Origin of the sequence: Streptomyces flavidovirens DSM 40150 (genome assembly GCF_000429085.1) — a bacterium.
GTDB lineage: Bacteria > Actinomycetota > Actinomycetes > Streptomycetales > Streptomycetaceae > Streptomyces > Streptomyces flavidovirens.
This window is the reverse complement of the sequence record NZ_AUBE01000020.1, coordinates 97,824-117,628: the sequence shown is the minus strand read 5'-3', so window position 1 is coordinate 117,628 and position 19,805 is coordinate 97,824. Positions and strand designations below refer to the sequence as shown.

20 protein-coding genes are annotated in these 19,805 nt (G+C 69.7%); 11 read left to right on the top strand and 9 right to left on the bottom strand.

Translation table 11 applies throughout. From position 1 onward, the window contains the following. Positions 1-71: 71 nt before the first annotated feature. From G412_RS0123405 to recX, 4 genes are all read left to right on the top strand, one after another. The gene (locus tag G412_RS0123405) at positions 72-266 is read left to right on the top strand and encodes a DUF3046 domain-containing protein (protein WP_028814212.1); all 195 of its coding nucleotides are present in this window, start codon (positions 72-74) and stop codon (positions 264-266) included. Positions 267-414: 148 nt separating this feature from the next. Then, positions 415-1,593, top strand: coding sequence for an AI-2E family transporter (locus tag G412_RS35670; protein WP_106964154.1), 1,179 nt, complete (start codon positions 415-417; stop codon positions 1,591-1,593). A gap of 171 nt (positions 1,594-1,764) precedes the next feature. Continuing rightward, positions 1,765-2,898, top strand: a complete 1,134-nt coding sequence (gene recA / locus G412_RS0123395) for a recombinase RecA (protein ID WP_028814211.1) — start codon at positions 1,765-1,767, stop codon at positions 2,896-2,898. Between the two features lie 3 nt (positions 2,899-2,901). Continuing rightward, positions 2,902-3,507, top strand: a complete 606-nt coding sequence (gene recX, locus G412_RS35665; protein WP_037649635.1) for a recombination regulator RecX — start codon at positions 2,902-2,904, stop codon at positions 3,505-3,507. An 84-nt stretch (positions 3,508-3,591) separates the two neighbouring features. On the opposite strand, the gene G412_RS0123385 is transcribed toward recX, so the two are convergent. Then, on the bottom strand, positions 3,592-4,629 hold the full coding sequence (locus tag G412_RS0123385; RefSeq protein ID WP_051338559.1) for a magnesium and cobalt transport protein CorA: 1,038 nt from the start codon (positions 4,627-4,629) through the stop codon (positions 3,592-3,594). Positions 4,630-4,951: 322 nt separating this feature from the next. Between G412_RS0123385 and G412_RS0123380 the strand changes: the two genes are divergently transcribed. Then, on the top strand, positions 4,952-6,097 hold the full coding sequence (locus G412_RS0123380; protein WP_028814209.1) for a magnesium and cobalt transport protein CorA: 1,146 nt from the start codon (positions 4,952-4,954) through the stop codon (positions 6,095-6,097). A gap of 319 nt (positions 6,098-6,416) precedes the next feature. On the opposite strand, the gene G412_RS0123375 is transcribed toward G412_RS0123380, so the two are convergent. From G412_RS0123375 to G412_RS0123355, 5 genes are all read right to left on the bottom strand, one after another. Then, a complete protein-coding gene (locus G412_RS0123375; protein WP_028814208.1) occupies positions 6,417-8,123 on the bottom strand; it encodes an FAD-dependent monooxygenase in 1,707 nt (568 codons plus the stop codon). Positions 8,124-8,266: 143 nt separating this feature from the next. Further along, positions 8,267-9,232 (bottom strand): amino acid ABC transporter permease, encoded by a 966-nt coding sequence (locus G412_RS35660; RefSeq protein WP_051338558.1) that lies wholly within the window; start codon positions 9,230-9,232, stop codon positions 8,267-8,269. Continuing rightward, positions 9,229-9,876, bottom strand: a complete 648-nt coding sequence (locus tag G412_RS0123365; protein ID WP_028814207.1) for an amino acid ABC transporter permease — start codon at positions 9,874-9,876, stop codon at positions 9,229-9,231. The genes G412_RS35660 and G412_RS0123365 overlap by 4 nt, the downstream gene beginning before the upstream one ends. 113 nt (positions 9,877-9,989) lie before the next feature. Continuing rightward, positions 9,990-10,904: a glutamate ABC transporter substrate-binding protein gene (locus G412_RS0123360; RefSeq protein WP_028814206.1), complete on the bottom strand. Its 915-nt coding sequence runs from the start codon at positions 10,902-10,904 to the stop codon at positions 9,990-9,992. 35 nt (positions 10,905-10,939) lie between these two features. Beyond that, complete coding sequence (locus tag G412_RS0123355; RefSeq protein ID WP_028814205.1) at positions 10,940-11,725, bottom strand: amino acid ABC transporter ATP-binding protein; 786 nt, start codon at positions 11,723-11,725, stop codon at positions 10,940-10,942. 270 nt (positions 11,726-11,995) lie between these two features. Here G412_RS0123355 and G412_RS0123350 point away from each other — a divergent pair, with 270 nt between their 5' ends. Next, a complete protein-coding gene (locus tag G412_RS0123350) occupies positions 11,996-12,706 on the top strand; it encodes a response regulator transcription factor (RefSeq protein WP_028814204.1) in 711 nt (236 codons plus the stop codon). A gap of 6 nt (positions 12,707-12,712) precedes the next feature. After that, positions 12,713-14,110, top strand: coding sequence for a sensor histidine kinase (locus G412_RS0123345; RefSeq protein WP_028814203.1), 1,398 nt, complete (start codon positions 12,713-12,715; stop codon positions 14,108-14,110). On the opposite strand, the gene G412_RS0123340 is transcribed toward G412_RS0123345, so the two are convergent. Then, positions 14,100-15,095 carry a TAXI family TRAP transporter solute-binding subunit gene (locus tag G412_RS0123340; protein ID WP_028814202.1) on the bottom strand — a complete coding sequence of 332 codons (996 nt, stop codon included), beginning with the start codon at positions 15,093-15,095 and terminating at the stop codon, positions 14,100-14,102. The genes G412_RS0123345 and G412_RS0123340 overlap by 11 nt on opposite strands. Before the next feature lie 70 nt (positions 15,096-15,165). On the opposite strand from G412_RS0123340, the gene miaB reads away from it, so the two are divergent. After that, entirely contained in the window at positions 15,166-16,650 is a 1,485-nt protein-coding gene (miaB, locus tag G412_RS0123335) for a tRNA (N6-isopentenyl adenosine(37)-C2)-methylthiotransferase MiaB (protein ID WP_028814201.1), read from the top strand. A 75-nt stretch (positions 16,651-16,725) separates the two neighbouring features. Beyond that, positions 16,726-17,457 carry a class III extradiol dioxygenase subunit B-like domain-containing protein gene (locus G412_RS0123330; protein WP_028814200.1) on the top strand — a complete coding sequence of 244 codons (732 nt, stop codon included), beginning with the start codon at positions 16,726-16,728 and terminating at the stop codon, positions 17,455-17,457. A gap of 97 nt (positions 17,458-17,554) precedes the next feature. Here the strand turns inward: G412_RS0123330 and G412_RS0123325 are convergent, their stop codons facing one another. Both G412_RS0123325 and G412_RS0123320 read right to left on the bottom strand, forming a co-directional pair. After that, positions 17,555-17,836, bottom strand: a complete 282-nt coding sequence (locus G412_RS0123325; protein WP_028814199.1) for an antitoxin — start codon at positions 17,834-17,836, stop codon at positions 17,555-17,557. A 24-nt stretch (positions 17,837-17,860) separates the two neighbouring features. Further along, positions 17,861-18,106 (bottom strand): hypothetical protein, encoded by a 246-nt coding sequence (locus G412_RS0123320; protein WP_028814198.1) that lies wholly within the window; start codon positions 18,104-18,106, stop codon positions 17,861-17,863. A gap of 183 nt (positions 18,107-18,289) precedes the next feature. Between G412_RS0123320 and miaA the strand changes: the two genes are divergently transcribed. Beyond that, positions 18,290-19,228 carry a tRNA (adenosine(37)-N6)-dimethylallyltransferase MiaA gene (gene miaA / locus G412_RS0123315; RefSeq protein ID WP_028814197.1) on the top strand — a complete coding sequence of 313 codons (939 nt, stop codon included), beginning with the start codon at positions 18,290-18,292 and terminating at the stop codon, positions 19,226-19,228. A gap of 106 nt (positions 19,229-19,334) precedes the next feature. After that, positions 19,335-19,772 (top strand): hypothetical protein, encoded by a 438-nt coding sequence (locus G412_RS0123310; protein WP_028814196.1) that lies wholly within the window; start codon positions 19,335-19,337, stop codon positions 19,770-19,772. Positions 19,773-19,805: the final 33 nt, after the last annotated feature.

Below are 19,805 nucleotides of genomic sequence, written 5' to 3'. Positions count from 1 at the left end.
CGTAGAACGGAAAGCGCCCTCGGCAAGCTCCACGCGCAGGGCTGCACTCTCAGGGGCGCGATACTGGAGTCATGCGGTTGACGATTTTCTGGGAGCGGATGGCGGAGCACTTCGGCGAGGCGTACGCCGATTCCTTCGCCCGCGACCATGTGATGGCCGAGCTCGGCGGTCGTACGGTGCACCAGGCGCTGGACGCCGGCTGGGAAGCGAAGACCGTCTGGCGCGCCGTCTGCGCCGCCATGGACGTGCCCGCGGACAAGCGCTGACGTGCAGGCCGCAGGGGGGAGCGGGCGCGATGTCACAGGCATGGGCCAGACTGAACCCGTGGCATCCACTGACGAGCCTGCCAGGCCAGAAGACTCGCCGACCGCTCCGCCGCCCGCACCCCCGGCAGCCGACAGCGGCCGGGCAGGCATGCCCCGGTGGCTGCCGCGCGCCATGGTGCTCGCGCTCGCGCTCTACGCCTGCTTCCAGCTCGGCTACTGGGCTTTCCACCAGCTCGTAGGACTGCTGCTCAACATCCTGATCGCCTTCTTCCTGGCCCTCGCGATCGAACCCGCCGTCGGCCGGATGGCGGCCCATGGCATGCGCCGCGGCCTCGCCACCTTCGTGGTGTTCATCGGGGTGCTGGCCGTGGGCATCGGATTCGTCGTACTGCTCGGCTCGATGCTGGCCGGCCAGATCATCGAGATGGTCGAGGATTTCCCGAAGTACCTCGACCAAGTGATCAACTGGATCAACAACACCTTCCACACGGAGCTCTCGCGGGTCGAGGTCCAGGACAGCGTCCTGAACTCCGACTGGCTGCGGAAGTACGTACAGAACAGCGCGACCGGCGTCCTGGACGTGTCGGCGACCGTGCTCGGCGGACTGTTCCAGCTCCTGACGATCTTCCTGTTCTCCTTCTACTTCGCCGCCGACGGACCCCGCCTGCGCCGCGCCCTGTGCTCCGTACTGCCGCCCGCCCGCCAGGCCGAGGTGCTGCGCGCCTGGGAGATCGCGGTCGACAAGACCGGCGGCTACATCTACTCGCGCGGCCTGATGGCGCTGATCTCCGGTGTCTCGCACTACGTCCTCCTGCTGATCCTCGACGTGCCGTACGCGCCCGCCCTCGCGGTGTGGGTGGGGGTGATCTCTCAGTTCATTCCGACGATCGGTACGTACCTGGCGGGCGCACTGCCGATGCTGATCGCCTTCACCGTCAACCCCTGGTACGCGCTGTGGGTGCTCGGATTCGTCGTCGTCTACCAGCAGTTCGAAAACTACGTACTGCAGCCCAAGCTGACGTCCAAGACCGTCGACATCCACCCTGCGGTCGCCTTCGGCTCGGTCGTCGCGGGCACGGCCCTGATGGGAGCCATCGGCGCGCTGATCGCGATTCCGGCGGTCGCGACGCTGCAGGCCTTCCTGGGTGCGTATGTGAAGCGGTACGACGTGACGGACGACCCGCGTGTCCACGGGCGACACCCGCGGCGCCGCGGCACCTCGATCCTGGAACGCCTGCGCCGCACGCTGCGCCACGAACCCCGGCAGGCGGCGCGCACAGGCCGGACGCCGCCGCCCTCGGACTCGGACGCCGGCGGCGACGCCTGACCCTGCTCCGGTGGCGTGGTGCGCTTGACACTGAAATCGAACATCCATTCTCATGGGGTCCTGGCCGGGTAGCTGCGAGGGTTTATCCACAGGTCAGGACGGCGCCGGGACGCGTTGTCAGTGGCAGGAGATAGCGTCTTTGACGTGAAGCGATCGACTCAAGCAAATCGGGTGGAACCCATGGCAGCAGGCACCGACCGCGAGAAGGCGCTCGACGCCGCGCTCGCGCAGATTGAACGGCAATTCGGCAAGGGCGCGGTGATGCGCCTCGGCGACCGGCCGAACGACCCCATCGAGGTCATCTCCACCGGGTCCACCGCCCTGGACATCGCCCTCGGCGTCGGCGGGCTGCCGCGCGGCCGCGTGGTGGAGGTGTACGGACCGGAATCCTCCGGTAAGACGACGCTGACGCTGCACGCCGTGGCCAACGCGCAGAAGGCCGGCGGCACCGTCGCCTTCGTGGACGCGGAGCACGCGCTCGACCCCGAGTACGCCAAGGCGCTCGGCGTCGACACGGACAACCTGATCCTGTCCCAGCCGGACACCGGTGAGCAGGCGCTCGAAATCGTGGACATGCTGGTCCGCTCCGGCGCCATCGACCTCATCGTCATCGACTCCGTCGCGGCCCTCGTGCCGCGGGCGGAGATCGAGGGCGAGATGGGCGACTCGCACGTCGGTCTCCAGGCCCGGCTGATGAGCCAGGCGCTGCGCAAGATCACTGGTGCGCTGCACCAGTCCGGGACCACAGCGATCTTCATTAACCAGCTCCGCGAGAAGATCGGTGTGATGTTCGGCTCGCCGGAGACCACGACCGGTGGCCGGGCGCTGAAGTTCTACGCCTCGGTGCGGCTCGACATCCGCCGCATCGAGACCCTCAAGGACGGCACGGACGCGGTCGGCAACCGCACCCGCGTCAAGGTCGTCAAGAACAAGGTCGCGCCGCCCTTCAAGCAGGCCGAGTTCGACATCCTCTACGGGCAGGGCATCAGCCGCGAGGGCGGTCTGATCGACATGGGCGTGGAGCACGGCTTCGTGCGCAAGGCGGGTGCCTGGTACACGTACGAGGGGGACCAGCTCGGCCAGGGCAAGGAGAACGCCCGTAACTTCCTGAAGGACAACCCCGATCTCGCCGACGAGATCGAGAAGAAGATCAAGGAGAAGCTGGGCGTCGGCGTCAAGCCGGTGGCTCCCGGGGCCGAGCCCGGTGCGGACGCGGCGGTCAGTGCCCCGGCCGCCGATGCGAAGTCGGTGCCGGCTCCGGCGACCAAGGCCAAGGCGGCCAAGCCCGCGGCAGCCAAGAGCTAGACCGTGACCCGGAGAACGGACTGGCCGGGAAACGCAAGCGAAGGCATGGGTGCCGAGGACAGCGGCAGCCCCGCCCCGTCGAGGGCCGGGAAGGGGCTGCCGCCTCAGGATCCGGGTGAGCAGGCGCGGGCGATCTGTCTGCGGCTGCTCACCGGAACCGCCCGCACCCGAAACCAGCTCGCGGACGCCCTTGCGAAGCGTGGCATCCCGGACGACGTGTCGGACGAGGTGCTGTCCCGCTTCGAGGAGGTCGGGCTCATCGACGACGCGGCCTTCGCGGACGCCTGGGTGGAGTCCCGCCACCACGGCCGGGGCCTCGCCCGGCGTGCGCTCGCACGGGAGTTGCGGAACAAGGGAGTCGCCCCCACCCTGATCGACGACGCGATGGGTCGGCTCGACTCCGACCAGGAGGAAGACAGGGCCCGCGAGCTCGTGGCCGGCCGGCTCCGTTCCACCCGCGGCCTGGAGCGCGACCGCCGGATGCGCCGCCTCGTCGGCATGCTGGCCCGCAAGGGGTACCCCGAGGGCATGGCCCTGCGGGTGGTCAGACGCGCCCTCGAAGAAGAGGGCGAAGCGACGGACGACGACCTGGGCTACGACCCGCTCTGAGCCGCAGCCCATATGGCGGCTCCGGCCCGACCGGGCGCCCCGCCGGAGGGAGGCTTTTGCGGTGGGAATCGCGGACCCGGCGCGTCACAGCCATTTGTTGCGGCGCAAGGCCCGGTAGATAACGGTGCAGGCGACGGCGATGACGGTGAGGACGGCCGGGTAGCCATAGGGGGACCCCAGTTCGGGCATGTACTCGAAGTTCATGCCGTAGACGCCGACGACCATGGTGGGGACGGCGATGAGGGCGGCCCAGGCGCTGATGCGGCGCATGTCGGCGTTCTGCTGGACGCCGAGCTGGGCGATGGCGGCGCTGAGCATGCCGGTGACGAGTTCGTCGAAGGTGAGGATCTGCTCACTGACCCGCTGGTGGTGGTCGGCCACGTCGCGGAAGTAGGTGGCCACCTTCGGCGTGACCTGCGGGAGCGATCCCTCGCTGAGGCGTTGCAGGGCGGGAGCGAGGGGCATGACGGCGCGCTTGAATTCGAGGAGTTCCCGCTTGAGCTGGTAGATGCGCCCGGCGTCGACCGGAAGGCCGGGGGAGAAGACTTCGCTTTCCAGGGTGTCGACGTCGCCGGCGAAGGCGTCGGCGACCTCGACGTAGCGGTCGACGACCATGTCGGCGATCGCGTGGAGGACGGCGGCGGGCCCGCGGCCCAGTTGCTGGGGGTCGTCCTGGAGCTGGCTGCGTACGACGTCGAGGGGCGGGGCGCTGCCGTGGCGGACGGTGATCGTGAAGCCGGGCCCGGCGAAGACCATGATTTCCCCGGTGTCGACGATCTCGCTGGTCGCGGTGACCTTCTCGTGGTCGACGTAGACGATGGTCTTCAGGACCAGGAACAGCATGTCGCCGTACTGCTCCAGCTTGGGCCGCTGGTGGGCATGGACGGCGTCCTCGACGGCGAGGGGATGCAGGTCGAAAGCCTCGGCGACCTGCTGGAGCTGCTCCGCGGTGGGCTCGTACAGACCGATCCACGCGAAGCGTCCACCCCGCGGGTCTATCCGCTTCATGACCGTGTCCAGGCTCACCTGACCGGGAACGCGGCGCCCGCCCTCGTACAGAGCGCAGTCCACCACCGCCGACGGCAGACCCGCGCCGTCCTTGCTGTCCTTCTGCGCCGCCATGCGCTTCCTCTTGTCCGCGTCCGACCGGTAGGGGGGCAACCTGCCCGCCAGCACCGATGTGACCACCCCCCCAGGCACTGGGACCGTGTGATGGCCCCCGCTACCGGGCCGGAGCGTCACGCGGCGGGTATACCCTGCTCAATGGCTCAGTTCCGTACGCATCCGAAAGGCAGGTGAGTTCCACGATGAGTGGTGAACCTCCCAGTCGTGCGCCGCGGGACGCTGCCACGCCCGGCTCGTAGCCGGGATTCGCAGGCGGCGTCTGCGGCGTGCCCTCGCGCATCCCTACGGCCTTCCACCCCTGCCTGCGGAGGACTTTGTCGTGTCCGAGCGTCGTCGTCGTGCCCTGCGCGCGTTCACCAAGCCCGTCCAGCGCCCCGCCGGGCCCGGCCCCGCTGCCGGGCAGCCGGCGCCGGCCGAGCAGGCCGGGCAGCAGCTTCCCCGTGCAAGCAGCGTGGTCACTGCCGCGATCTACCACGACGGGGTCCGCACCAGCACCCATGACTCGCTCGCGGAAACCTTCGGCAAGCTCCGTGAGGCGGACGGCGGGATGGCGTGGATCGGCCTGCACCGGCCCACCGAGGCCGAGCTGCTCTCCGTCGCCGAAGAGTTCGACCTGCACCCGCTTGCCGTTGAAGACGCCCTGGAGGCGCATCAGCGTCCCAAGCTGGAACGGTACGGCGACACCCTGTTTGTGGTCCTGCGCGCCGCCCGCTACCTGGACGACGCCGAGGAAGTCGACTTCGGCGAGCTGCACATCTTCGTCGGGCCCGACTTCGTGATCACCGTCCGCCACGGTGCCGCCCCCGACCTGGCGGCGGTCCGGCGCCGCATGGAGGGCAGTCCTGACCTGCTCAAGCGCGGCCCCGAATCCGTGCTGTACGCGATCCTCGACGCGGTCGTAGACGGCTACGCACCCGTGGTCGCCGGCGTGGAGAACGACGTCGACGAGATCGAGACCGAAGTCTTCAGCGGCGACCCGAAGGTCTCCCGCCGGATCTACGAACTCTCCCGCGAGGTGGTGGAGTTCCAGCGTGCCACCCGCCCTCTGGCCCGGATCCTGGACGGGCTCTCGGCCGGGTTCGAGAAGTACGGCATCGACGAGGAGCTGCGCCGCTACCTGCGCGATGTGGCCGACCACGCCACCCACGTCACCGAACGCGTCGACGGCTTCCGCCTGGCCCTGCAAGACATCCTCGCCGTCAACGCCACCCTGGTCACCCAGCAGCAGAACGAGGAGATGAAACAGCTGGCCCGGGCCAGCCACGCCCAGAACGAGGAGATCAAGAAGATCTCGTCCTGGGCGGCGATCCTCTTCGCGCCGACCCTGGTCGGCACCATTTACGGCATGAACTTCGACCACATGCCCGAACTCGGCTGGTTCCTCGGCTACCCCTTCGCACTGGCGCTGATGGCCATGGTGTGCGGCAGTCTGTACGTGGTATTCAAGCGCCGCGACTGGCTCTGAACCCACAGAGGGGAGATCGGCTGTGCGTCCGCTCCTTCCGAAGCTGTTCCTCGCCCCGATCGTGGCCTGGATCGCGTTCCCCACCCTCTCGCTGAGCGCCCGTCACCGGGGGAGCATTTACGGAGCCACCGGAGCCCCACCGCTCGCCATGCCTGGAACCCGCCGTCGAGACCAGCTGCCGACCGCACGGCACGGCACAGCGCGAGCGGAAACGGCGAATCAGCAGGACGGGCGACACACGCAGCCCGCGTAGCGGATGAGGTCGCTATGGACCCTCCGCCACAGGCGCACGTCGGTGTCGGACGCACGCCCGCAGCGATCAATTGATGTCCGCAGTCCGATCGGTCAAGTCAGTTCGGTCAGTCCGGTCAGTTCGGCCGGCCCGATCAGTCCCGTCTGAGCGCCCGGACTCCGCGGGGGCCTCCGCCTCCCCGGAGCGCTGCGGACCCGGCCCCGCCTGCGCCGACACCGGCGGCCCTCCACGAGCCGCGTCCGCCGCCGCGTACAGCTCGGCCGGCCGCACCCCCTGGAACGCCGCGACCAGATGCCCGTCCGGCCGCACCAGCAGCACGGTGTGGGCCGACGCACCGGGGTAGCCCTCCGTGACCAGCAGCTCAGCGCGCACCGGCAGCGCCGTCACCGCCGCCGCCAGCCGCGGCATCACCCCCGCGGTCATCCAGTGCCGCCGGTCCCACACGCCCGTCCCCGGCGCGACCAGCACCACGAGCTGCCGTCCCCGCCCCAGCCGGTCCCGCAGCCGCACCGTCGCGCCGTCGGGCGCCGTCACCCGTACGTCCGCAACCGGCCCGCCCAGGGGCGTACCGACCAGCGTCTGCGCCTCGGCGTGCGCGGGCGCGAGCGGAGAGTGCGTGTACTCGGGAGGCGCCCCCAGCGCCCCGCGCCCCAGGTGCCCGTCCGTGAGCAGGGTGTCGTGCCCGCGCGTGGTGCCGGGGAGGTACGTCCGCAGCCCGCTGCCGCGCAGTACGGGCAGCGCCTGGTCGGCGGCGCGCAGGCGCGCGGCGACGGCCGTACGCCGCTCGGCCTGGTAGCTGTCGAGCAGCGTCTGCGACGCGCCCAGGTGCCACGCCTGCGCCAGCTTCCAGGCCAGGTTGTCGATGTCCCGCAGCCCCTCGTCGAGGCCCTGCGTCCCGAGCGCACCGAGCAGGTGCGCGGCGTCCCCCGCCAGGAACGCCCGTCCCACCCGCCACTTCCGGGCCAGCCGGTGGTGCAGCGTGTAGACGCCGGTGTCGATCAGCTCGTACGGAGGTGTCTCGCCGCACCAGCCGGCCAGCGTGTCCCGGACGCGTGCCACCAGGGCCTCGGGCGTGACGAGTTCGCCGCGCGGCGGCAGCAGCCAGTCGAGCCGCCACACACCGTCCCGCAGCGGACGGGCGGTCACTTCCTGCCCGCCCGTCCGCCACGGCGGCATGCGGTGCAGCAACGCTTCGCCGTCCCAGGGCAGTTCCGTACGCAGCGCGGCGACGGCGTGCCTCTCGACCGCCGTACGTCCCGGAAAGCGGATGTCGAGGAGCTTGCGCACCGTCGACCTCGCCCCGTCGCACCCGACCAGGAAGCTGCCGCGCCACCAGGTGGCCCCCGGCTGCCGGGTGTGCGCGGTGACGCCGCTGTCGTCCTGCTCGATGGTGTCGAGGCGCCCGTGCGGAACGGTCCGCACGAGCTCCTGCGCCGCGACGGCGTCCCGCAGCCCACGCGTCAGGTCGTGCTGCGGCAGGTGCACGGGCGAGGGCAGATCACCGTCGTCGCCGAAACGAATCTCCCTGACGTCCTGATGGCGCCGCATCGACCGCCACCCGGTCCAGCGCGTTCCGTCGTCACGGACCGTCGCACAGCCGAGCCGCTCCGCCAGATCCGCCGTGTCGGCCCGCAGGACGGCCGTACGCGCCGTGCGGGGCTCGTCCTTGCCTGCCCTCTCGTCGAGTACGACGGAGGGCACCCCGTGGCCCGCGAGAGCCAGCGAGAGGGCCAGCCCGACAGGACCGGCCCCAACGACGATCACCGGGTCCACGGCGCGTCCCCTCCAGTCCGTACGGACATGCGGGAAGTGGCAGTTGGAACCCGGTGCACGATCACAGAACGTATGCAACCCACTGCGGGTGCTTGCGTCAAGCGACAGAGGCAGCGGCGCGGTGGCCGCTGCCTCACATTTCGTCAGTTCTTCTTGCCGCCAGGTCCTTCGGCCCCTCCGGCCTCGCCTTCCACGTGCGGTCCGAGCGGTCCGCCGCCGGCGTCGAGCACTCCGGGCGCCTCCAGCGGTTCGGCGGCCGCGGCCGGTGTGATGCCGGTCTTGGCGCGGCGGCCGCGCTTCTCGATCCAGGTGGCGAGCGAGGACAGTGCCAGACACATCGCGACGTAGACGGCACCCACGACGATGACGACAGGGACATAAGGATTGTCGTCATTGACGATGATGTTGTTGGCCATCGTCCGGGCCGCGTACAGCAGCTCCGCGTACGTGATGATGTAGCCGAGCGAGGTGTCCTTGAGGGTCACGACCAGCTGGCTGATGATCGTCGGCAGCATGGACCGGACGGCCTGCGGCAGCAGCAGCATCGTCATGACCTGCGACTTGCGCAGACCCAGCGCGTACGCCGCCTCCACCTGCCCCTTGGGCACGGCGTTGACGCCCGCCCTGAGCACCTCGGCCTGGACACACGCGTTGTAGATGGTCAGTCCGATGACGAGTGCCCAGTACGCCGAACTCTCGCCGATGAAACCGAGGTTCTCCTTGTAGGTGAGGAACAGGACCCACATGGCGTAGATCGTGATCAGCAGCGGCACGGCCCGGAACAGCTCGATGAAGCCGGTGGCCAGCGCGCTCACCGCACGGTGCTCGGAGAGCCGTGCCACCGCGAGCAGCACACCCAGGACCAGCGACAGCACTGCCGCCACCGCGAAGACCTGGAGCGTGGAGAGGATGCCGTCGCGGATGTTCGCCCGGACGCCGGCGTTGTTGAAGATGTCCCACATCTCGGGCGCGAAGTGACCTTGGTCCGCCAGCCGGTAGACCACGAAAACAACCAGGCTGACGACCAGTAGGGACCCGGCCACGCTGAAGAAGCGGTTGCGTACCCGGGCCTTGGGACCCGGGGCGTCGTACAGGACGCTCGAACTCATCGTGCGACCTCCAGGCGCCGCTCGAGCAGCCGGAAGAGACCGCTGATGGAGAAGGTGATGACCAGGTAGGCGAGAGCCACCCAGAGGAAGATCGGGGCGATGGCGAAGCCCTTGTCGCTCAGCAGCTTCTGCACGCCGAAGAGCTCGGTGACACTGAACGCTCCCGCGATCGCCGAGTTCTTGGTGAGCGCGATGAAGATGCTGCTCAGCGGCGGAACCACGGTACGCGTGGCCTGGGGCAGGACGATCAGACGGAGCGTCTGGGAGAAGGTCATGCCCAGCGATCGGGCGGCCTCGGCCTGGCCGAGCGGCACCGTACTGACACCGGACCTGACGGCCTCGCAGACGAACGCGGAGGTGTAGAAGCCGAGCGCCAGCAGCGCCTTCGTCCACGGGTTCATGCCGGTGCCGAAGACGGCGGGTACCACGAACCAGGCGACGAGGAACAGCAGCGTCAGCGGAGTGTTGCGGAAGAGCGTGACCCAGGCGGCGCCGAAGAACCGCAGGGGCGGTACGGGAGAGACACGGAAACCGGCCATCACGACGCCCAGCACCATCGCGAGCAGCGCACTGGCGGCGGTCAGCAGCACGGTTCCTATGAAACCGTCACGGAACTCCGGCAAGTGGTCGAGCAATACATTCACGGGGAAGTCCTCGTGGGCGGCAGCAGCGGACGGGCAGGGGACACCGCGCCCCGTACGCTCCCCTCAAGCGCGTACGGGGCACGGGAAGTCACCACCGAAGACAGACGGCGGTATCAGTAGCGCTCGAGCGCCGGCGGCTCGGTGAACGGCGAGCCGGACAGGCCGAGCGTCGCGTCGTACGCCTTCTTGTAGTCGCCGTTCTTGATGTGCGCCTCGACAGCCTTGGTGACCGCCTCGCGGAGCACCTTGTCGTCCTTGCTCATGCCGATGCCGTACGGCTCCTTGGTGAACGGCTTGCCGACCACCTTGAGCTTCGTCGGACGCTGGGCGGCGTAACCCTTGAGGATCGCGTCGTCGGTCGTGACCGCGTCGACCTCGTTGTTGATGAGCTGCTGCACGCACTCGGAGTACTTCGAGAGCTCAATGGCCTTCGCGCCGTACTTCGGCTTCTTGATCTCCTGGAGCGGCGTGGAGCCGACGATCGAGCAGACCTTCTTGCCCTTGAGGGAGTCGGGCCCGGTGATCGAGCTGTCGTCCTTGCGGACCAGGAGGTCGGCGCCCGCCATGAAGTACGGACCGGCGAAGCCGACCTGCTTCTTGCGCTCGTCGTTGATCGTGTACGTACCGACGTAGAGGTCGACGTCGCCCTTCGAGATGGTCGTCTCACGGACACCGGAGTCGACCGTCTTGAAGGTGATCTGGTCGGGCGAGAACCCGAGGTCGGCGGCGACCATCTTGGCGATCTCGATGTCGAAGCCGGAGCGCTTGCCGTCGGTGTCCTCGAAGCCGAGGTACGGCTGGTCGTTCTTGGCGCCAAAGACGATCTTGCCGGCCTGCTGGGCCTTCTTCAGCACCGGCGAGTCGAGCTTGACGTCCTTGGCGACGGTGTACGTCGGAAGCTTGGGGGCTTCCTTGCCGCCGGCCGGGTCCTTCGGCTTGTCACCCGCGGTACCGGACTCGCCGCCACAGGCGGTCGCGGTCAGGGCGAGCACGGCAATGGCAACGGCGGCCGTTTTGCGGAGCTTCATCGTGAACATCCCTTAAGTCGTGGTCGTCGTGGTCGTCAGTGGTGAAGGATCTTCGACAGGAAGTCCTTGGCCCGGTCGCTGCGCGGGTTGCTGAAGAACTGGTCGGGCGTGGCCTCTTCGACGATCTTGCCGTCCGCCATGAAGACGACGCGGTTGGCCGCCGAGCGCGCGAAGCCCATCTCGTGCGTGACGACGACCATCGTCATGCCGTCGCGTGCCAGCTGCTGCATGGCCTCCAGCACCTCGTTGATCATCTCGGGGTCGAGCGCCGAAGTGGGCTCGTCGAAGAGCATGACCTTGGGGTCCATCGCCAACGCCCGCGCGATCGCGACACGTTGCTGCTGGCCTCCGGAGAGCTGTGCCGGGTACTTGTCGGCCTGCGAGCCGACCCCCACCCGGTCGAGCAGGGTGCGCGCCTTCTCCTCGGCCGCCTTCTTGTCGGCCTTGCGGACCTTGATCTGGCCCAGCGTGACGTTCTCCAGCACCGTCTTGTGTGCGAAGAGGTTGAACGACTGGAAGACCATGCCGACGTCGGCACGCAGCCGCGCGAGCTCCTTGCCCTCCTGGGGCAGCGGCTTGCCGTCGATCGCGATCGCACCGGAGTCGATCGTCTCCAGGCGGTTGATGGTGCGGCACAGCGTGGACTTTCCGGACCCGGAGGGTCCGATGACGACCACGACCTCGCCACGGGCGATGGTCAGGTCGATGTCCTGGAGCACATGCAGCGCGCCGAAGTGCTTGTTGACGTTGCTCAGCACGACCAGGTCGTCGGCTGCGGGGGCAGCGTCATCGGCGGCCTTGGTCACTGAAACTCCGCTCATCGGCTTCTTGCTCCGTCCTCCTCGGTTGGGAGGACCCTAGTCAGCCGTTACGACCAGCGTCATTACATCTGAGCGGAAATTGAGCATAACGATCCGGCTGCAACCGGACACTCCGTGTGAACGGGACTCCGGCCGGGGATACCGGCTCCATAACGGAACATGCCCGTAACGGGAAGGGTCTTGACTGGACCGTGACCCATCGGCGTTTATGCCATGAGGCATATTGCGCGGAGATCTGTTCACAGAGAGTTCACCGGAGGGGGAGGTGCCATGAGACTGCTGCTCGTCGAGGACGACGACCACGTCGCGGCGGCCCTCTCCGCCATCCTCGTCCGCCACGGCTTCCAGGTCGTCCACGCCCGCAACGGCGAGGAGGCGATCCAGGCGCTCCTGCCGGCCGAGCAGGAGCCCTTCGGGGTCGTACTGCTCGACCTCGGCCTGCCCGACCAGGACGGGTACGAGGTGTGCGGCAAGATCCGCAAGCGCGGCGACACCCCGGTCATCATGGTGACCGCGCGGGCGGACGTACGCTCCCGCATCCACGGCCTCAACCTCGGCGCCGACGACTACGTCGTGAAGCCGTACGACACCGGCGAACTGCTCGCCCGTATCCACGCCGTCAGCCGGCGCAAGGCGACGGGCGAGACGCCCCCGGCGCCCGGCGACGACCCGGCGCTGCGGCTCGGCGGCGTACGCATCGAACTGCCCACGCGCCGCGTCAGCGTCGCCGGCAGCGAAGTCCAGCTCACCCGCAAGGAATTCGACCTGCTCGCCCTCCTCGCGCAGCGCCCCGGCGTCGTCTTCCGCCGGGAACAGATCATCAGCGAAGTGTGGCGTACGAGCTGGGAAGGAACCGGCCGCACCCTGGAAGTGCATGTGGCCTCCCTGCGCTCCAAGCTGCGGATGCCCGCGCTCATCGAGACCGTGCGCGGTGTCGGCTACCGGCTCGTCGTCCCGGCCGCGTCGGTACAGGGCCCGTAACCCCACGTGCGCACCCGCCTCCTCCCGCTGCTCATCGTCCTGCTCGCGGGCATCCTGCTCGCCCTGGGCCTGCCCCTCGCGGTGAGCGTGGCGGCCGCGCGGCAGCAGCGGGTGGTCGTCGACCGGATCGACGACACGGCGCGCTTCGCGGCGCTCGCCCAGTTCGTCACCGAACGCACGGAGAGCGGCCAGGACGAGCGCCGCAGGACTCTGGAGACCGAACTCGCCAGCTACAGCCAGGTGTACGGAATCAGGGCGGGCGTCTTCTACCGCGACAAGTGGCCGATGGCGAGCGCGCCCGAGAACTGGGCAGTCCCCGAGAGCGGCGAGGCACAGGACGCCTTCCAGGAAGCGCTCTACAAGCGCCGCAGCCACGACCCGGCCCAGGTGTGGCCCTGGCAGGAAGGGCGCCTTGTCGTCGCCTCACCGGTCGTACGGGACGGTGACGTGGTCGCGGTCGTGGTCACCGATTCGCCGACCGGGCAGATGCGTTCGCGGATCCTGCGCGACTGGCTGCTGATCGCGGCGGGCGAGGCCGCGGCGATGCTGGTCGCGGTCGGCGCCGCGTTCCGGCTGACCGGCTGGGTGCTCAGGCCCGTACGCGTGCTGGACGCGGCCACCCACGGCATAGCGACCGGACTGATGAACTCGCGGGTCGCGGTGGCCGGCGGCCCGCCGGAACTCAGGCGCCTGGCCCGCTCGTTCAACGAGATGGCGGACAACGTCGAAGAAGTGCTGGAGCAGCAGCGCGCCTTCGTCGCCGACGCCTCCCATCAGCTTCGCAACCCCCTGTCCGCCCTGCTCCTGCGGATCGAGCTGCTCTCCCTCGAACTGCCCGAGGGCAACGAGGAGATCGCCTCCGTCCGGACGGAGGGCAAGCGCCTCGCCCAGGTCCTCGACAGCCTCCTGGGCCTCGCGCTGGCCGAACAGGCCCCCGCCCACCTCCAGCTCATCGACATCGGCGATCTGGTCACCGAGCGCGTGGCCGCCTGGCGCCCTCTGGCGGACGACAAGGGCGTACGCCTCACCCGGCAAGGCCCCGAGGCTGTCACCGCCTGGGGCGACCCCGTGGCGCTCTCCAGCGCCCTGGACGCGGTGATCGACAACGCCCTGAAGTTCACACCGGAGGGCGAGGCGGTCGAAGTCGCGGTCGCACCGGACGGGGAGTCCTGCACGATCACCGTCGCCGACGGCGGCCCCGGCCTGACCGACGACGAACTGGAACGCGTCGGCGACCGTTTCTGGCGCAGCACCCGCCACCAGAACGTCAGCGGCTCCGGCCTCGGCCTGTCCATCTCACGGGCCCTGCTCCTCGCGGGCGGCGGCACCATGTCGTACGCCCGCAACGAGCCCCACGGGCTGCGCGTGACCCTCCAGGTCCCGCGCACCGGGCCTAAGGCTTGACCGAGCGGTAGTAGCGCTGCGCGCCCTCGTGCAGCTCCAGCGGATCGGTGTAGATGGCAGTCCGCAGATCCACCAGTTGCGCCGCGTGCACTTCCTTGCCGATGCTGTCCCGGCTCCGTATGACCGTACGGGTGAGCCCCTCCGTCAGCCGCGCGTCCGTGGTGTCCGTGGTCACCAGCACATTGGCGACCGCCACCGTCGGCACGGCCTCCCCGTCCTGGGCCTCCGGATACGCGTCGGCGGGCATCACGGCGGACCGGTAGTAGCGCGAGGGGCCTGCCTCCGCGTGCAGCTCGTCGACCAGGTCACCCAGGGGCACCAGCCGGATGTTGAAACGCTTCGACAGGTTCTTGACCGCGGTGGTCGGCAGACCGCCGGACCAGAAGAACGCGTCGATCGTGCCCTTCCTCAGCCGCTCGGGCATGGTGTCGATGCCGATAGGCACCGGAGTGATGTCCCGCTCGGGATCGAGCCCCGCGGCGGCGAGCAGCCGGGTCGACACCAGCCGTACGCCCGAGCCGTCCTGTCCCACGGCGACCCGCTTGTTCCGCAGACCGGCCGCGGAGCGCACCGTGGAACGCTTCGGCACGACGAGCTGCACGTAGTCGTCGTACAGCCGCGCGCAGCCGCGCAGCCGGTAACCGCCGGGCAGGCCGTCGCGCCGGTACTGCGCCACGGCGTCCGTGGTGGCGATGGCGAAATCGGCCTGCCCGTTCACCAGCCGGGCGAGGTTCTGCCGCGAGCCCTCGCTCGTCCGCAGCTCCATGGCGACGCGGGGGAGATCGCGGGCGACCTCCTTGTCCAGGAGCTCCCCGTACCGCTGGTAGACCCCGGTCGTCACACCCGTACTGAACGTGATCCTCCCGCGCGGCGAGGACTCCTCGATCGGCAGGAGCCACCACAGCAGCAGTCCGGTCACCACGAGTGCGGCGACGGACCCCTGGAGGGCACGGCGGCGGCTGATGCGGGGGAGAGCCTGGAGCATGCGCGCGATCCTGCCAGTTCACTCCCCTCGGGGACCAGGGGGTGCCCGGCCCCGTACCCTGGTGTACGAGATGAGCGAGAAGACATACGAGGTGCGCACTTACGGGTGCCAGATGAACGTCCACGACTCCGAGCGGCTCTCGGGCCTCCTGGAGGGCGCGGGATACGTGCGGGCGCCGGAGGGCTCCGACGGTGACGCCGATGTCGTCGTCTTCAACACCTGCGCGGTGCGGGAGAACGCCGACAACAAGCTGTACGGCAACCTCGGCAGGCTCGCCCCGATGAAGACCAGGCGGCCCGGCATGCAGATCGCTGTGGGCGGCTGTCTGGCGCAGAAGGACCGCGACACCATCGTCAAGAAGGCCCCCTGGGTCGACGTGGTCTTCGGCACGCACAACATCGGCAAGCTGCCGGTGCTGCTGGAGCGCGCCCGCGTCCAGGAAGAGGCGCAGGTCGAGATCGCCGAGTCGCTGGAGGCGTTCCCCTCCACGCTGCCGACGCGCCGCGAGAGCGCGTACGCCGCCTGGGTGTCCATCTCCGTCGGGTGCAACAACACCTGCACCTTCTGCATCGTCCCGGCGCTGCGCGGCAAGGAGAAGGACCGCAGGACCGGCGACATCCTCGCCGAGATCGAGGCCCTGGTCGCCGAAGGCGTCAGCGAGATCACCCTGCTCGGCCAGAACGTCAACGCGTACGGCTCCGACATCGGTGACCGCGAGGCGTTCTCCAAGCTGCTGCGGGCCTGCGGGAAGATCGAGGGCCTGGAGCGCGTCCGTTTCACCTCGCCGCACCCGCGCGACTTCACGGACGACGTGATCGCCGCGATGGCCGAGACGCCGAACGTCATGCCGCAGCTGCACATGCCGCTCCAGTCCGGCTCGGACACGGTGCTCAAGGCGATGCGCCGCTCGTACCGCCAGGAGCGCTTCCTCGGCATCATCGAGAAGGTGCGCGCCGCCATGCCGCACGCCGCCATCTCCACCGACATCATCGTGGGCTTCCCCGGCGAGACCGAGGAGGACTTCGAGCAGACCATGCACACGGTCCGCGAGGCGCGCTTCGCGCAGGCCTTCACCTTCCAGTACTCCAAGCGCCCCGGCACGCCGGCCGCCACCATGGAGGACCAGATCCCCAAGGAGGTCGTCCAGGAGCGCTACATGCGCCTGGTCGCCCTCCAGGAGGAGATCTCCTGGGAGGAGAACAAGAAGCAGGTCGGCCGGACCGTCGAGGTCATGGTCGCCGAGGGCGAGGGCCGCAAGGACGGCGCCACGCACCGCCTCTCCGGACGCGCCCCCGACAACCGTCTTGTCCACTTCGCCAAGCCGGACGAGGACGTACGTCCCGGTGACGTCGTGACGGTCGAGATCACGTACGCGGCGCCGCACCACCTGCTCGCCGAGGGCCCCGCCAAGGCGGTACGCCGCACCCGCGCGGGCGACGCCTGGGAGAAGCGCACCGCCCAGCCGCAGCAGGGCGCCGGCGTTCTTCTGGGGCTGCCGAAGATCGGCGTACCGGAGCCCCTGCCGGCGGCCACGGGCGGCTGCTCCGTCCAGTAGCACGCCGACCGCCGCACAGAGCCGCCCGGCAGCAGCCCCGGAGTCCGATTCCGCCGGGGTACTAGGCTGCCGGGCATGCTTGTCGCCGCCGCCGTGTGCCCCTGTCCGCCGCTCCTGGTGCCCGAGGTCGCCTCCGGCGCCGCACCGGAACTCGACGCCGCACGGGCGGCCTGCGCGGGCGCCCTGGGGGTGCTGGCGGCCTCCCGCCCGGACCTGCTCGTGGTGGTCGGCTCCGCAACCGGGGACGGCACCGGAACGTACCGCCAGGGGACCAGGGGCAGCTTCAAGGGCTTCGGCGTGGATGTAGCAGCGTTCCTGGGAACGGCGGAAACGCCGGACAACAGCGTCCCCGTAAGCGTCGCGAACAGCGAACTTCCCCCGTCGCTCGCGGTGGGTGCCTGGCTGCTCTCCCGTACGCGGTGGGACGTCCCTGTGGAGGGCTTCCACGTCGGGGAACGGCTGGCCGCGGTTCGGTGCGCGCGGGAGGGCCGGGAACTCGCCGCACGGGCGCAGCGGGTCGCCCTTCTCGTGATGGGCGACGGCAGCGCCTGCCGGACGCTCAAAGCACCGGGCTATCTGGACGAACGGGCCGAGGGCTTCGACACGGCGGCGGCGCGCGCGCTGGGCGCGGCCGACACGGCCGCTCTGGCGGCCCTGGACGAGCCTCTGGCGTACGAACTCAAGGCGGCGGGACGGGCGCCCTGGCAGGTCCTCGCGGGCGCCGCCGAGGGCGCCGGCCTCGACGGAAAGCTGCTGTACGAGGACGCCCCCTACGGCATCGGGTATTTCGTCGCCGTCTGGTCCTGAGAGGCACCGGAACGCACGGGGACGGCCGTGGAGCGATGTGCGCTCCACGGCCGTCCGCCGTTGCTGCCGGTCGAGGGGCCGGTCAAGAGGCCTTTGGTCAGCCGGCCGCAGGGGGAGGAGGCGGCGGCGTGGTGCCCGTGCCGGTGCCTCCCGTTCCGCCGGGCCCGTCGCCCTTGTGCGCGATGCGGTCCAGGGCCTGCTTCGCCTTGCCCGTGCCCGACTCGATCTGACTGCTGTACTTGCCCTTGGTCTTGCTGTCGACCGCCTTGGCGGCCTTGCTGAGACCGTGCTCGATCTTGCCCTCGTGCTGCTGCGCGAGGTCCGAGACCTTTTCCTTCGCAGGAGCAAGCTTGGCCTTCAACGAATCCAGGAAGCCCATGGATCACCTTCGCTCTTCGAGGGACTACTTACGGGCGCTCTCTCCGGCCTCATTGTCCGCCGCTTCGTCCGCGGACTGCTGCTTGGGGATGTCCACGTTCTCCGCCGCGGTGGCTTCGGAATCCCCGGTGCCCTTCTCGGCCCCGCTTTCCGGCCCTTCCGCCGCGGCTTCCTCCGGAGTGTCGGCCGTCAGAGTGGCGGCCTGCGCCTCCTCGCTTGACCCCTCCGCCACAGCCTTGGACTTGCGGCTAAACCGTGCAAAAACGCCCATATCTGCTCCATACGTTACTCGTGTGGGCGAAATCCCGCGCCCGACCGGAGCGTCTCATTGCGTCGCCCGGGGGCGCCGGTCCGTAAACCGGCGGTCGGAACCTCGCAACAGGCAACGAACCCGGCCGCGTGCCGTCACGTAACTCGTTCGGGGAAGGGCTGTGGGGTTTGCGAGACTGTGCGAGTGAGAACTGCAGCTCCCGCACCGCGGGTCATCGCCGTTGTCGGCCCCACGGCAGCCGGAAAGTCCGATCTGGGCGTCGCCCTCGCCCAGCATTTCGGCGGGGAAGTCGTCAACGCCGACTCCATGCAGCTCTACCGGGGGATGGACATCGGCACCGCCAAACTGACGCCCGGAGAACGCGGCGGCATTCCGCACCACCTCCTCGACATCTGGGACGTCACCGAGGCGGCGAGCGTCGCCGAGTACCAGAGGCTCGCCCGCGCCCAGATCGACCGGCTGCTCGCCGAGGGCCGCACGCCCGTCCTCGTCGGCGGCTCCGGCCTGTACGTACGGGGCGCCATCGACGCCCTCGAATTCCCCGGCACCGACCCCGCGGTACGAGCCCGCCTGGAGGAGGAGCTGGAACTGCGCGGCCCCGGCGTCCTGCACGCACGGCTCGCCGCCGCCGACCCCGACGCGGGGCGCGCGATCCTGCCGAGCAACGGCCGGCGCATCGTCCGCGCACTCGAAGTGATCGAAATCACCGGCAAGCCCTTCACGGCCAATCTGCCCGGCCCCGACTCGGTGTACGACACCGTCCAGATCGGCGTCGACGTCGCCCGCCCCGAGCTCGACGAGCGCATCACGGTGCGGGTCGACCGCATGTGGGAAGCCGGCCTGGTGGACGAGGTGCGCACCCTGGAGGCGCAGGGGCTCCGGGAGGGGCGTACGGCGGCCCGCGCCCTGGGCTATCAGCAGGTGCTTGCCGCGCTGGCCGGGGACTGCACCGAGGAGGAGGCGCGCGCCGAGACCGTACGCGCCACCAAGCGGTTCGCACGCCGCCAGGACTCGTGGTTCCGGCGCGACCCGAGGGTCCACTGGCTGAGCGGCGCGGCCGAGAACCGGGCGGAACTCCCGCATCGGGCTCTGGCGTTGGTCGAACGAGCGGTTACAGCCTGATCACGTGATGGCATCGGGACGCTCCGCCCGTCATCCGGGTGCCCGGGCGCGTGCCATCATCAAGCTTCGATCGACCAGTGAGTCCAAGTTGGGAGGGCGCGTGGCGATGGAAGCCGGCCCTCGTGACACAGCACAGGACGAACCGGACCGTTTGAGCCCCGACGGGCCCGACGACCAGGACGGGGCACCCGAAACCGGGACGGGCCCCGAGGTCGAGGTCGAGCTGCGCCCGCAGCGACGCCTGCGGATCTGGCAGCTCGCGCCGATCGTGGGACTCGCCGCCATGGGCTCCCTGATGTTCGCCTTCCCCCTGGCCTTCGAGTTCGGTGACGGCGGAGCGGTCGTCGCCATGCTGGGACTGCTCATCAGTTGCTGCGCCGCCGGCTGGGGCATGATGGCCGCCCGCCGCGTCGGACACACCTGGCCGGGCCTGCCCTCCAAGGAGTCCGGCAAGCGCCCCGACTGGCGGATGATCGCGCTGTACGTCGTCGTGGCGGCCGGCATTGTCGCGCTGGCCGTCTGGCGCGTCGCCCGCCTGCGCTGACCGGCTGTCGTACCCGCCCCGTACGATTGACGC

What these genes read in the sequence shown, in the direction of transcription:
- miaB (WP_028814201.1), top strand. Translation starts at nt 15,166, where the DNA reads ATGAGCGAGAAGACATACGAGGTGCGCACTTACGGGTGCCAGATGAAC.
- G412_RS0123340 (WP_028814202.1), bottom strand. Translation starts at nt 15,095, where the DNA reads ATGCTCCAGGCTCTCCCCCGCATCAGCCGCCGCCGTGCCCTCCAGGGG.
- G412_RS0123325 (WP_028814199.1), bottom strand. Translation starts at nt 17,836, where the DNA reads ATGGGCTTCCTGGATTCGTTGAAGGCCAAGCTTGCTCCTGCGAAGGAA.
- G412_RS0123405 (WP_028814212.1), top strand. Translation starts at nt 72, where the DNA reads ATGCGGTTGACGATTTTCTGGGAGCGGATGGCGGAGCACTTCGGCGAG.
- G412_RS35660 (WP_051338558.1), bottom strand. Translation starts at nt 9,232, where the DNA reads ATGAGTTCGAGCGTCCTGTACGACGCCCCGGGTCCCAAGGCCCGGGTA.
- G412_RS35670 (WP_106964154.1), top strand. Translation starts at nt 415, where the DNA reads ATGCCCCGGTGGCTGCCGCGCGCCATGGTGCTCGCGCTCGCGCTCTAC.
- G412_RS0123350 (WP_028814204.1), top strand. Translation starts at nt 11,996, where the DNA reads ATGAGACTGCTGCTCGTCGAGGACGACGACCACGTCGCGGCGGCCCTC.
- G412_RS0123330 (WP_028814200.1), top strand. Translation starts at nt 16,726, where the DNA reads ATGCTTGTCGCCGCCGCCGTGTGCCCCTGTCCGCCGCTCCTGGTGCCC.
- G412_RS0123310 (WP_028814196.1), top strand. Translation starts at nt 19,335, where the DNA reads ATGGAAGCCGGCCCTCGTGACACAGCACAGGACGAACCGGACCGTTTG.
- G412_RS0123360 (WP_028814206.1), bottom strand. Translation starts at nt 10,904, where the DNA reads ATGAAGCTCCGCAAAACGGCCGCCGTTGCCATTGCCGTGCTCGCCCTG.
- G412_RS0123355 (WP_028814205.1), bottom strand. Translation starts at nt 11,725, where the DNA reads ATGAGCGGAGTTTCAGTGACCAAGGCCGCCGATGACGCTGCCCCCGCA.
- G412_RS0123320 (WP_028814198.1), bottom strand. Translation starts at nt 18,106, where the DNA reads ATGGGCGTTTTTGCACGGTTTAGCCGCAAGTCCAAGGCTGTGGCGGAG.
- G412_RS0123385 (WP_051338559.1), bottom strand. Translation starts at nt 4,629, where the DNA reads ATGGCGGCGCAGAAGGACAGCAAGGACGGCGCGGGTCTGCCGTCGGCG.